This window comes from Clostridium sp. Marseille-P7770, assembly GCF_902143525.1.
Classification (GTDB): Bacteria; Bacillota; Clostridia; order Lachnospirales; family Lachnospiraceae; genus Pilosibacter.
In genome coordinates this window covers 122,398-135,530 of sequence record NZ_CABFVC010000001.1, presented here as the reverse complement: position 1 = coordinate 135,530, position 13,133 = coordinate 122,398, and the positions used below count along the sequence as shown (strand labels likewise).

Here is a 13,133-nt window from a genome sequence, read left to right as displayed (position 1 = left end):
GACCGCCCTATGCTTCTTGTTTTTCCATCGGAAAAACAAGAAGAGCGCACAAAAACCAGCCAATCAACTATCATGCAAGCTAACATATAACCGCAAAATCGGAGGGGATACATCATGATTGAAATGTCAGTAAAAAAACTGGTACAGTATGGAAAAGAAACAGGCCTGATCGAAAAAGAAGACGAGATCTACGCCAGAAACCAGATCCTGGAAGTTCTCGGCATGGATGAATATGAAGAGCCTGGCGAGATCGTGGGGACGATCAGCCTGGAAGATACCTTAAATGAGCTGACCGATTACGCGGCAGAACACGGGATCCTTGAAAACAACAGCGTTGTGTACCGGGATCTCTTTGATACGCGGCTCATGAACTGCCTGATGCCGCGCCCGAGTGAGGTCGTAAAAAAGTTCCACAGTGAATATGAAAAGTCCCCGGAGGATGCGACCGGTTATTTCTATAAACTGAGCCAGGATTCCAACTATATCCGCCGTTACCGCGTCTGTAAAGATCTGAAGTGGATCACAAAGACAGAGTATGGGGATCTCGATATCACGGTAAACCTCTCCAAACCGGAGAAAGATCCGAAAGCGATCGCAGCTGCAAAGAACATGAAACAGAGCGGATATCCGAAATGCCTGCTCTGCATGGAGAACGTCGGCTATGCGGGCCGCGTCAATCATCCGGCGAGAAACAACCACAGGATCATCCCGCTGACTTTAAACGGGGAGAACTGGGGATTCCAGTATTCTCCGTATGTCTATTATAATGAGCACTGCATCGTCTTCAACGGAAAACATACGCCGATGAAGATTGACCGGAACACATTTAAGAAATTATTTGATTTCGTCACGATGTTCCCGCACTATTTCCTGGGATCCAATGCGGATCTCCCGATCGTTGGCGGTTCCATCCTGACCCACGACCATTTCCAGGGCGGAAGATATACCTTTGCAATGGCGAAGGCGCCGGTGGAAAAGAGTTTTACAGTCAATGGATTCGAGGATGTGGAAGCCGGGATCGTAAAATGGCCGATGTCCGTGATCCGGATCCGTGGGGAAAAGAAAGAGCGGCTGATCGATCTTGCAGACAAGATCCTGACTGCATGGCGCGGATACACAGATGCGGATGCGGATATTTATGCGGATACAAACGGAGAACCGCACAACACGATCACCCCGATCGCGAGATTCCGCGATGGGAAGTTTGAGCTGGACCTGGTGCTCAGAAATAACCGCACCACCGAGGACCGCCCGCTCGGCCTGTTCCATCCGAACCCGAAGCTGCATCACATTAAAAAAGAGAACATCGGACTGATCGAAGTCATGGGTCTTGCGGTCCTTCCGTCAAGACTGAAAGAAGAGCTTGCCCTGCTCGCAGATTATATTGTAGAAGGAAAAGACATCCGCAGCGAAGAGTCGATCGCGAAACACGCGGACTGGGTGGAGGAATTCCTTCCGAAATATGAGAAGATCACAAAAGACAATGTGATGGAGATCCTGCAGGATGAGGTCGGTCATGTATTTGCGAATGTTCTGGAGGATGCCGGTGTCTATAAACGCACAGAGGCAGGCCGGGAGGCATTCGGAAGATTTATCGCGTCCCTGAACTGAAGATCCTGCGGACGCATATGCAGAATGGGAGTGAATCACTGCGATCACGTTACATTTTCCTTAATATTTTCATAAATGTAAGGACGGTGTCTCGCCAAGCGCAGGAAAATATGTTATACTTGATAACTGTTTAACGAGAATCAGCAGAAATTCTCCTGTCGCTGCCGGTGGTGAGGAGAGTGGAAGATGAGAAACTCAACGGCAGCGGCGGCAGAGAAAAATCAAAAGGAACGGTCTTTTCAGCAGCCTGTATCTGATGCCGGAACGTGAAAAGGAGACTGACATGTTAAATGAGGAGAAGATCCGTCTGATGACGGGGATCGCCATGTTTGAAAAGAAAATGATGAAGGAATCCATTCCTGCGAACCGGTATTTTAAGAGCGATTATGTGGGAAGCCACCTGATCCGGTCGTTTATCGCGTATTCACTGACCGTCTGCCTGTGCCTGATGCTATGGGTCCTTTACCGTTTTGATGATCTGATCAATGCGATGGCAGTCGACGATCTGCTTTCACTTGGTGCACGCCTTGTATTTTACTATGTGGCAGGACTTCTCGCATATCTTGTCGTGACCTGGAAGATCTATTCGAGACGCTATGATGAGGCGGTGGGAAAACTGAAGATCTACCAGGCAAAACTCCGGCGGCTGGATAAAAAGTACAACCAGCAGGGAGTGAAGGAAAACGGGGAGGAAAAGAGTAAGTGATCGGACTTTTAGTATTTAAGGAAAAGCTGAAACAATTTTATGGGAAATATAATATTTACATCGTACCGGTCGTAAGATTTCTGGTGGGATTTCTCACCTTCTGGCTGATCAATGCGAATGTGGGATTTATGACAAAGCTGAAAAATCCGCTGATCCCGGTGGTAATGGGACTGATCGCCTCCTTTATCCCGTACGGAGTGACTGCGTTTTTAGCCGGGATCTTTATCCTGATCCATGTTTCCCAGGTGTCTCTGGAGATCGCCCTGATCATCTTTGTATTCATGCTCGCGGTTACTGTCCTTTACTATGGTTTCCGCCCGGGGGACGGATATCTTCTGCTCCTGACTCCGCTGCTGTTTTTCCTGCGGATCCCGTATGTGGTCCCGCTCGTCGTAGGCCTTTCCGGAAGTCTGGTCTCGATCGTTCCGGTGTGCTGCGGTGTCTGCATTTACTATATCCTGATGTATTTAAAGCAGAATGCGGGGACACTGACCGGAAGCTCCATGACGGAGATGGCGGACCGTTTTATCCAGATCGTAAAAAATGTGTTTGGAAATGAACTCATGTGGGTCATGGTGGCTGCGTTTGCCGCTGCGATCCTTGTCGTGTTCATTATCAAAAATCTCTCGGTGGATTATTCCTGGTCCATCGCCATCGTTGCCGGAGTGATCACCCAGCTTGCTGTGATCTTTGTGGGAGATTTTAACTTCAATCTTCCGGTATCCGCCGGTTCCATGATCTTTGGGATCGTTGTCTCGGTGGTGATCGCCCTGATCTACCAGTTCTTTGTATTCGCAGTGGATTATACGAGAACAGAGTATCTGCAGTATGAAGATGATGATTACTATTATTATGTAAAAGCTGTCCCGAAGCTCACGGTGTCCGCACCGGACGTAAAGGTACAGCGGATCTATTCGAGAAAAAACGTGAGACGCGAGAAAAATGAAACGCGTGAATAATTGTACGGAGGTAACAAAATGACAGAATTTCTTGGGAATATGTATTCCTGGTTTACATTTATTCCGAAGATCACATTGTCGAATCTTTTTGAAATTCTGATCCTCACAGCCCTGATCTATGAAGTCCTTTTGTGGGTAAAGTCGACGAGAGCAGGAGTGCTGCTGCGGGGTGGTATGATCATTGTCGGATTCTATCTGCTGGCGGCGATGCTCCATCTGAATACGATCACCTGGATCATCAACCATATGGGCCAGCTCGTATTGACGGCTCTCATCATTATCTTCCAGCCGGAACTCCGGAAAGCGCTGGAGCAGCTCGGAAGCAAAAACATCATCACAGATCTTTTTATTTCCGAGAATTCCAGACTCCAGGAGGGATATACGGAAAAGACCGTAAACGAGATTACACGCGCTGCCTTCGAGATGGGAAAAGTAAAGACAGGAGCGCTGATCGTGATCGAGCGCGACACTCCGCTTCCGGAGATCGAGCGAACAGGGATCCCGGTGGACGGGATCGTGACGAGCCAGCTTCTGATCAATATTTTTGAGCATAATACGCCGCTTCACGATGGAGCGATCATTATCCGCGGAAACCGTGTGACCTCTGCGACCTGTTACCTGCCGCTTTCTGATAACCTCAGCATCAGTAAGGATCTCGGAACGAGACACCGCGCAGCTCTGGGGATCAGTGAGAGCACGGACAGTCTGACGGTGGTCGTATCGGAGGAGACCGGACGGGTATCGCTGGCAGAACGCGGAAGTTTAAGAAGGATCAACAGTCCGGAAGAGCTGAAACTTGCGATCGCTGCGAAGCCGCAGGAGGAGACTGTATCCGGCCCGTTCAAACTTCTGAAGGGATGGCATAAAAATGAAAGAAAAGCAGAATAAAAGATGGGGGCTTTTGCTGATTTCCTTCCTGTGTGCTTTTTTAGTCTGGCTGGGAGTTGTCAATGTGGCAGATCCGGTCATGACGGATACGGTCGAGGTGCCGGTGGAGATCGTCAACAGTGATGTCCTCACAAAGAATAATCTGACTTACGAGGTTGTCGGAAAGTCGACGACGACAGTGCAGTATGAGGTAAAGACGACGAATGCGTATCGGATCCGTTCTTCAGATTTCCGTGCCTATGCGGATATGACGGATATGTGGTCTGTGACAGGAGCGATCCCGATCAAGATCGAGGTCTTAAATCACTCGGAGTACCTGGTATCTACCCCGGTAAGCCGGAACGGGACCATCAAGATCGAGACGGAACCTCTTCAGAGAAAGACATTTACGATCGGGGTTACGACGACGGGAATGCTCGAGGATGGTTACCAGACCGGTAAAGTGACACTCTCACCGGAAACACTTACGGTGGAAGGTCCGGAATCCCTGATCGGGCAGATCAGCAGTGTCGGGATCGAGATCAATTTAGACGGAAAGAATGCAGACTGGAGCGATTCGGAGGAGCCGAAGTTCTATGATGCAAATAACAACAGCATTACGATCAGCGACCGTCTGATCAGCAACTGCAAGAGCGTGGATTACACCATGGAGATCCTGAAGGTGAAGAATCTGAGCCTGGACTTCGATGTCACCGGTGAGGTGGCGAGCGGTTACCGTTATTCAGGTGTGGAATGCGCGCTTAAGAGTGTGCCGGTAGTTGGATTAAAGAGCGCTCTGGCGTCCTTAAATACCATCACGATCCCGAAAGAAGAGCTGGATGTTACCGGAGCAAAGGCGAACATCGTAAAGACGATCGATCTGAATGATTACCTGCCGGAGGGAGTTTCCCTTGCCGGAATGGACAGCTCCGAGATCACGGTGACTTTGACCGTGGAGCCGTTAAAAGAGCAGGAATACACGGTGCGCATCAGTTCTGACTGTTATGTTGGCACTAACAGTTCCTACAGCTATCAGGCGGAACCGGCAACCGTTACGATCCGGATCCGAGCGCTTCAGGAGGAACTTGACAGCCTGCAGTTCACATCCGATGATCTGAGTCTGAATGTCTCAGGAATGGGAGAGGGAAGTCATCAGGTTCAGCCTACACTGAACAGAGAACTGGATTCGGCGTATGATCTGCTGGGAATCTCCAGCTGTGTGGTAAATGTTACAAAAGAGCAGGAAGCCGCGGCAGAGACAACACCGGAGACAACCGTAGAGGAGACAACTAAAGCGTCTGAGATTACTGCAGAGAGCAGCAAAGAGGCGGAGACAGAGGAGGAGACCACCGCAGCAGCGACAAGACATGCGGTGATCGTCCCGCCAGAGACAACAGAAGCTCATCAGGCAATCGGACTTCAGACGTTATTTCGAAATTAGGAGTTAAAAATACTTATGGTAAAGCAAAAAGTTACAATTGGAAACCCGACCGGTCTGCACTTGAGACCGGCAGGGCTTCTGTGCAAGGCGGCATTGCGGTTTCAGAGTTCGATCAAATTTGAATATGGAAACACGACAGCAAATGCAAAAAGTGTACTGAGCGTGCTGGGGGCATGCGTAAAGTGCGGAGATGAGATCGAATTGATCTGTGATGGAGCGGACGAGCAGGAAGCCATGGCCGCGATCACAGAGCTGATCAACAGTGGTCTCGGAGAGTAGGCTGATATGCTGGTTTATGTGATCTGTTACGGCGCTGCCATGCTTTTTGCATTCAGCGCCCATTTTACCTTATCGGGGATGTCGCTGCTCCTGGCAGCGGTCTATCTCTATCTGAGAGAATACGGAAAGAGTGGAAACCCGCTCCATCTGCGCGGGCTGTTTTCCTTGTTCTATGTAGGCGGAGAGGGGATTTCCTGTCTGAAGCTTTCCAGACTCCAGACAGAGTGGAGCCTCGAAACCTGGGCATGTTTTTTTGTCGCATTTGCGGCATTCTGGAATGTGTATGAACTTGCAGAAAAGCGGTTCAGCAGAAAGAAAACGGAATCCGCAAAGGATGGTGATATTCAGAAAGAATGTCTGCAGAGCGGATTTACGCAGGCAGCTGCCGCAAAATACGGGGATCATATTTTTATAGCGATTGCCGGACTTACAGCATTGTCGTTTGCGGCGTTTCTGTTTGAAGCAGTCCGCCTGGGATATGTTCCGTTCCTGCTTCGCGGGGTGCCCCATGCATATTCCTATTTCCATATCTCAGGAGTTCATTATCTGACGGTTTCCTGTGTGCTGGTCCCGTCGATGGAGGTTCTTCTCTGGTTCTACAAGAGAGAGATGAAAAAAACGGAAAAGATCCTTTCGCTTATTCTGACAGGAGTCGCTCTTCTGATCCCGGTGCTCTGCGTATCGAGATTTCAGCTGATCTTTGCGGTGATCCTTGCGGTGCTGACCTTTATGATCGTCAGCGGACACAGAAAACTCCGGTATCTTTTCTTTGCTGCGGCAGGACTTGTTCCGCTCTATGTGATCCTGACGATCGCGAGAAGTCACGATGTGACGTATCTCAACGGGATTTTCGAGATGAAGAATGCAGCTACGCCGATCTTTATCACGCAGCCGTACATGTACATTGCAAACAATTACGACAATTTTGACTGTCTTGTAAAGCAGCTTCCCGCCCATTCGATGGGATTAAAGGGAATGTTCCCGCTCTGGGCTCTCTCCGGGCTTAAATTTTTAAAGCCGGTGCTCGTGGACTGGCCGATCTACGTGACGAAGGAGGAGCTGACGACGGTCACCTTGTTCTACGATGCCTATTATGATTTTGGTATCGCCGGTGTATTTTTCTTTTCATCGGTACTCGGAGTCCTGTCTGCGTGGCTTTCTTCGAGGATCTATCCGGGAAGAAATCCGGCCTGGTATCTGTTTTATTCCCAGGCGGCTCTCTATTTTATGCTCTCGTTCTTTACAACCTGGTATTCCAATCCGACGACCTGGTTTTACTTTGCGGTGACCGGTGCCTTTGGAATTTTCTTAGAGATAAAAAATAAACGGAGGAAACAGTTATGATATCAGAAAAAATGAAACCATTTATGGCAAACAATTCCGCGATCCGCGCAATGTTCGAGGAAGGAAAGCGCATGGCGGCCATTTACGGAAAAGAGAATGTCTATGACTTCAGCCTTGGAAATCCGAATGTGCCGGTCCCGCAGGTGACAGAGGCGATCCTTGATGTGGTGAAAAATGAGGATTTCATGACACTCCATGGATATATGAGCAACGCCGGTTTTGAGGATGTCCGCCAGACGATCGCGGATTCTTTAAATAAGCGTTTTGGAACGAATTTCTCATTCAAAAACCTGATCATGACGGTCGGTGCGGCCAGCGGTTTAAATATCATCTTAAAGAGTATTTTGAATCCGGGCGATGAAGTGATCGTATTTGCACCGTATTTTGTGGAATATAATGCGTATGTGAGAAACTATGACGGAAATGTAGTGATCATTTCTCCGGATACGGAGACATTTATGCCGAAGCTTGATGAGTTTGAGGCGAAGATCACTGCCAGAACGAAGGCTGTCATCATCAACAATCCGAACAACCCGACAGGTGTTGTCTATGATGAGGCGACGATCAAAGCACTGGCTGCGATCATGGAGAAGAAGGAGAAGGAGTTCGGCACATCGATCGTACTGATCTCTGATGAGCCGTACCGCGAGCTTGCTTACGGCGGAGTGGATGTTCCGTTTGTGACAAAGTTCTACCACAATGCGGTTGTGGGATACTCTTACAGTAAGTCTCTTTCTGTTCCGGGTGAGCGTATCGGATATGTTGTGATCCCGGATGAGGTGGATGACTCCGCTGCGCTGATCGGTGCGGCTACGATCGCAAACCGTGTGATCGGGTGTGTGAATGCGCCGTCCCTGATCCAGAAGGCACTCCAGTACTGCATCCAGCATGATGTGACGGTGGATCTTGCAACTTATGAGAAGAACAGGAATCTGATCTACGGGGCATTGACGGAGTACGGGTTTACTTGTGCGAAGCCGGATGGAGCGTTCTATCTGTTTGTGAAGTCACCGGTTGAGGACGAGAAGGAGTTCTGCGAGGTGGCAAAGAAGCATCATGTGCTGGTGGTTCCGGGAAGTTCGTTTGCTTGTCCGGGGTATGTGAGACTGGCTTATTGCGTGTCTTATGAGCAGATCGAGAGGTCACTGCCGGCGTTTAAGGAGATCGCGAAGGAGTATGGGCTCTGCAAGTAAGAATGATATATAAAGGGGGATCTGCCTGGGTAAAATACTGCAGATGAGAAAAGCAGGATTTTTACGTGGATAGGAGGTCCGCAAAATGAATTTCAGAAAGTATATGGGAATTATTTTAAATATTGTTGTGCCATTAGCGATCATCTACGCGGTGTGCGTATGGGGATTGCGGCTGGTGGTGTTTTTCCTGCCGTTTGTGATCGGGTGGATCGTGGCGATGATCGCGAATCCGCTGGTCCGGTTTCTTGAGAGAAAGCTGAAGATCGTCCGCCGCCATGGTTCGGTGATCCTGGTCGTCGGGGTTCTTGGACTCGTGATCTTTGGATTTTATGGGCTGTGTTCCTGGCTGTTTCAGGAGATGACGGAGTTTGTCCAGGCGCTGCCGGAAATTTATGGATCTGTTCAGGGCGAGGTCAATCAGGCGTATGCCCGGATCGGCGGTCTTTTGAAGTATCTTCCGGCGGACACGGAAAATACGATCGGTGCGATCCTGGAGAACGCGGGCGGTTACATCGGGGACTTTGTTCAGAAGATCGCGGCATCGGCGGGCGGAAGAGTGGTCCGCACGCTCCCGGAGGTGTTTGTCAATGCGATCATCATCTGTCTCTCGTCGTATCTGTTTCTTGCGGATCATGACAGGATCGTGGAGACAGTGAAGCAGTTTACACCGGAACCGGTGTTAAAGTATGGGAGAATGGTGAGGAAGGATGCCCGGACGCTGATCGGCGGATATTTTCTTGCACAGTTTAAGATCATGTTCGTGATCGCGATCGTTCTTGTGATCGGAATGCTGATCCTTGGGGTCCCGTATGGGATTTTTCTTGGGATTGGGATCGCGATCCTTGATTTTCTTCCAATGTTCGGAACGGGAACGGCGCTGATCCCGTGGGCGGTGGTGAAGCTGTTTACCGGTGAGTACGGGTATGCGGTCGGTCTCATCGTACTTTATGTCCTGACACAGGGGATCCGCCAGGTGATCCAGCCGAAGATCGTCGGTGACAGTATGGGACTTCCGCCGTTAGCAACTTTGTTTTTCCTTTATCTTGGTTTCAAGTTCCGCGGCATTGCCGGAATGATCATCGCAGTGCCGATCGGGATCCTGTTTATCCGTTTTTATGAGTACGGAGCGTTTGACGGACTGATCCGGAATGTGAAACTGCTTGCGGAGGAGATCAGGAAGCTGATGGAGAGCTAGATTCCCATTGATATCGCGACAGTCGCCAAGGTCTCGCGCAAGCGCGGACTTTGGCTCGTTGTTTGCGTAAATATAAAACAGGCATTTTGGAACGAAAGAAGGTTCCGGAATGCCTGTTTTTATCGGTGATGAATCATCCGGTCTGTCACGGCATAAAATAAAATGATATTCGATCGATCGAGGATAGTATGGCACAGGGATATTTGCAAGTTGATGTTGTATCTGATGTGAACAGTTTTCCGGTGCAGGATGCGGATGTTGCGATCGCCAGGACAGAAGAGCCGGATAAGATTATCGAGGAGACGCGGACGAACAGTTCCGGGCAGACGGAGAATCTTTCATTAGATGCACCGCCGCCGGAACTTTCCTTATCGCCGGAGGAGATGGAGCGCCCGTACGCGGAATACACGATCCGGATCACGGCTCCGGGATTCAAACCGTTTCTTGTTTCCGGGACGGAAGTTCTGGCGGAGGTGACGGCGATCCAGGGGATCCGTCTGCGTCCGCTTTCCAATGCACCGACCGGAGAGCAGACGGAGACGGTGACGATCCCGGATCATACGCTCTATGGGGATTATCTTCCAAAAATCGCGGAGAGTGAGATCAAACCGGTCACGGAAACAGGAGAGATCGTACTCTCCAGAGTTGTTGTCCCACAGACCATCGTGGTGCATGACGGCGCACCGACCAATGCGTCTGCACCGGACTATTATGTTCCTTACCGTGATTACATCAAAAATGTGGCTTCCAGTGAGATCTATGCGACGTGGCCGCGTTCTGCGATCGTTGCGAATGTGCTGGCGATCATGTCCTTCACGTTAAACCGCGTCTACACGGAATGGTACCGCAACCAGGGATATGATTTCACGATCACATCATCAACCGCGTATGATCATAAATGGATTTATGGGCGGAATATTTTTGAGTCCATCTCTGTCGTGGTGGATGATATTTTTGATAATTATCTTTCGCGGCCGGGAGTGAAACAGCCGATCCTGACACAGTATTGCGATGGGCGGAAGGTTCGGTGTCCGGGGTGGTTAACGCAATGGGGCAGCTGCGAGCTCGGAGAAGCGGGGTATAGTCCGATCGAGATCCTGCGGAATTTTTATGGAGATGATATGTATATCAATACGGCGGAACAGATTTCCGGCATCCCGGCATCGTGGCCGGGATATGATCTGAAGATTGGTGCCACCGGTGATAAGGTGCGGCAGCTGCAGGAGCAGTTAGACGCAATCTCCAGCGTGTATACCGCAATTCCGGATATTTCCCCTGATGGGATCTACGGTCCGGCTACCGCGGCAGCAGTCCGGGAATTTCAGTCGATCTTCGGATTGCCGCAGACCGGAGTGGTGGACTTTGCCACCTGGTATAAGATCTCTCACATTTATGTGGGGATCACCAGGATCGCAGAGCTGTCATAGATTGGAGACGGGGCAGGATTTTGCCGTCAATCTGTATTCAGGATCGGCAAAATCCACTGCCGCGCTTGTTTTCACGATAGAGAAAGTATGGAGAGCTCCTCCTCTGAAAAAGCCCCGGATTTTCATGGATTGCCGTCCTTTTTTGTAGACAGGAAGCGGCAAAAAAAACAATGTTGTCGGAAAAACAGGAACGATTTTCTGTAATTTACCAGAAAAAGCCTTGTGAAATATAAAAAAATGTGCTATGATACACATGTTAAAAAAAGATTGCAGATATGGTTCATCGGTAGAACGCTAGCTTCCCAAGCTGGAAAGGCGGGTTCGATTCCCGTTATCTGCTTTATAGGCAGCAGATTCAGTCCTCTGTTCATTGGAAATCCCAGTGTGCAGAGGACTGTTTTTATTTAGGCAAACAACGAGCCAAAGTCCGCGCTTGCGCGAGACCTCGACGACTGTCGCGATAACAAGGGGGAAACTTGCAAAGTGTGTTTTCACTTGTTATAAAAAGAACCGGCCACGTGAAAGTGTGTGGCCGGTTCTTTGAGAAATCAGCGTCGGAAACTCAGATTCCCACAGAAATTCGTTCTGCAGCCTGTATTGCAGCCCGTATCGCATCTAATCCCGGAACTGCAGGTGCTGCCGCATGTCTGGTCTGTGCAGCTTGCTCCGAGTATCCGGTACACATCGGCAGCACGGAGATTTGAGATCGCACAGCCGTTCTGCATCCGGATCACGGAAACAGCATAGTTTCCATTGGAAGCGCAGGTGCTTCCGGAAGGAAACGCAGTCTGGCAGGAACGGCCTGCGGCGAAGGACGCGAAAGGCATTGTGAGTGTCATCATGGCGGAAAATGCGAGAACTGCCATCATCTGTTTTTTCATGGTAAAACCTCCTGTTATTTGAAATGTTACAAAAATGTTACAAAACAGATTCTACCATAAAATTCTGCTGACAGAACTGGGAATGGATGGAAAAAAGTCCTACTTCGCAGCGGATGCCGCTTTATCCTTCCGGATCAGCTTCCTCATCGCCTCCACCGCCGTCACGACAGCAGCCTCCGTATCGTAGACCTGGACGTCCTCAAGGCCGAGTTCACGTCTTGTCTGGTTTGCGATCACGAGCATTACGGAGCCGGTGCGGACTCTGCGGACGCTGCCGACGATGAAGAGGGCTGCGGATTCCATCTCGGAGGCGAGGGCGCCGCAGGCGATCCAGGCTTTCCATTTGGAATTCAGTTCATCTGCCACTGGCATGGAATCAGGGGAATGTTGACCGTAGAAGTTGTCCTTGCACTGGACGACACCGAGGTGATGGCGGTAGCCGAGTTCCTCAGAAGCTTCCTTTAACGCGGCAGTGACATCGAAATCCGGAACTGCCGGGTACTCAATGGGCGCGTATTCCTTTGTGGTCCCCTCAAAGCGGATCGCGCCGGTGGCGATCACGAGATCTCCGCCAAGAACGTCCTTCTGCATGCCGCCGGAGGTGCCCACACGGATGAAGGTGTCCGCACCGCAGTGGATTAGTTCTTCGACTGCGATGGAGGCGGACGGACCGCCGATTCCAGTGGAGACAACGCTGACTTTTTCCCCGTCGAGATAGCCGGTATAGGTGGTGTATTCCCGGTTCTGGGCGATCTTTACCGGGTTATCGAAATGTTTCGCAATCTTTTCACAACGCCCCGGATCGCCCGGCAGGATCACATAGCGTCCCACATCCCCGGCGCCGACGCCGATGTGATATTCTTTTCCCTTTGTATAGACAAGTTTACTCATAAGCTGCCTCCTTACATAAGAAGTTCATAAGCAGGAAAAAATCATTCACAGCCGATTTCCAGAACAAGAAAGGCACCTTCTGTCTGTGTCAGGGCTGTTTTCAAATCTTTCCTTTATTAATATTCATTTTACCATTTTTCCTCAATAGAGACAACTCTTTATAACATCTGAACAGATACTTCCAACAAAAAATAAATCCACTATCAGAAGTCAGAAAAGTATCAGATACCGGTCGCTGATATTTATCCGGAAGAAAGACATCACAAAAAATACAGAATATATTTTTGCTTCGCGGCAAGAAATACGCCAATCAGTCGAGTTAACATAATTCAAAATTTC

General features: G+C 49.7%; 12 protein-coding genes and 1 tRNA gene. 11 read left to right on the top strand and 2 right to left on the bottom strand.

Annotated elements, in window-relative coordinates; all coding sequences use genetic code 11:
* The first annotated feature begins 114 nt into the window (after positions 1–114).
* The 11 genes from galT to FN001_RS00610 all read left to right on the top strand — a co-directional run bounded on the left by galT (position 115) and on the right by FN001_RS00610 (position 11,362).
* Complete coding sequence (gene galT / locus FN001_RS00660) at positions 115–1,611, top strand: UDP-glucose--hexose-1-phosphate uridylyltransferase (protein ID WP_142410498.1); 1,497 nt, start codon at positions 115–117, stop codon at positions 1,609–1,611.
* A 256-nt stretch (positions 1,612–1,867) separates the two neighbouring features.
* Complete coding sequence (locus tag FN001_RS00655) at positions 1,868–2,317, top strand: hypothetical protein (RefSeq protein WP_243022360.1); 450 nt, start codon at positions 1,868–1,870, stop codon at positions 2,315–2,317.
* A complete protein-coding gene (locus FN001_RS00650; RefSeq protein WP_142410497.1) occupies positions 2,314–3,276 on the top strand; it encodes an ABC transporter permease in 963 nt (320 codons plus the stop codon). Before FN001_RS00655 ends, FN001_RS00650 begins: the two co-directional genes overlap by 4 nt.
* A gap of 18 nt (positions 3,277–3,294) precedes the next feature.
* Positions 3,295–4,164, top strand: a complete 870-nt coding sequence (gene cdaA / locus FN001_RS00645; RefSeq protein WP_142410496.1) for a diadenylate cyclase CdaA — start codon at positions 3,295–3,297, stop codon at positions 4,162–4,164.
* Positions 4,145–5,584: a CdaR family protein gene (locus tag FN001_RS00640; RefSeq protein WP_142410495.1), complete on the top strand. Its 1,440-nt coding sequence runs from the start codon at positions 4,145–4,147 to the stop codon at positions 5,582–5,584. The genes cdaA and FN001_RS00640 overlap by 20 nt, the downstream gene beginning before the upstream one ends.
* Positions 5,585–5,599: 15 nt before the next feature.
* Entirely contained in the window at positions 5,600–5,863 is a 264-nt protein-coding gene (locus FN001_RS00635; protein WP_142410494.1) for an HPr family phosphocarrier protein, read from the top strand.
* 6 nt (positions 5,864–5,869) lie between these two features.
* A complete protein-coding gene (locus tag FN001_RS00630; RefSeq protein ID WP_142410493.1) occupies positions 5,870–7,207 on the top strand; it encodes an O-antigen polymerase in 1,338 nt (445 codons plus the stop codon).
* Positions 7,204–8,400 (top strand): pyridoxal phosphate-dependent aminotransferase, encoded by a 1,197-nt coding sequence (locus FN001_RS00625; RefSeq protein WP_118532957.1) that lies wholly within the window; start codon positions 7,204–7,206, stop codon positions 8,398–8,400. The genes FN001_RS00630 and FN001_RS00625 overlap by 4 nt, the downstream gene beginning before the upstream one ends.
* Before the next feature lie 85 nt (positions 8,401–8,485).
* Complete coding sequence (gene ytvI / locus FN001_RS00620) at positions 8,486–9,595, top strand: sporulation integral membrane protein YtvI (protein ID WP_142410492.1); 1,110 nt, start codon at positions 8,486–8,488, stop codon at positions 9,593–9,595.
* 188 nt (positions 9,596–9,783) lie between these two features.
* On the top strand, positions 9,784–11,022 hold the full coding sequence (locus FN001_RS00615) for a peptidoglycan-binding protein (protein ID WP_142410491.1): 1,239 nt from the start codon (positions 9,784–9,786) through the stop codon (positions 11,020–11,022).
* 269 nt (positions 11,023–11,291) lie between these two features.
* A tRNA-Gly gene (locus FN001_RS00610) sits at positions 11,292–11,362 on the top strand.
* A 208-nt stretch (positions 11,363–11,570) separates the two neighbouring features.
* Here FN001_RS00610 and FN001_RS00605 read toward each other — a convergent pair.
* Entirely contained in the window at positions 11,571–11,903 is a 333-nt protein-coding gene (locus FN001_RS00605) for a hypothetical protein (RefSeq protein WP_142410490.1), read from the bottom strand.
* 99 nt (positions 11,904–12,002) lie between these two features.
* Complete coding sequence (udp, locus tag FN001_RS00600; protein WP_142410489.1) at positions 12,003–12,794, bottom strand: uridine phosphorylase; 792 nt, start codon at positions 12,792–12,794, stop codon at positions 12,003–12,005.
* Between the last annotated feature and the right edge of the window lie 339 nt (positions 12,795–13,133).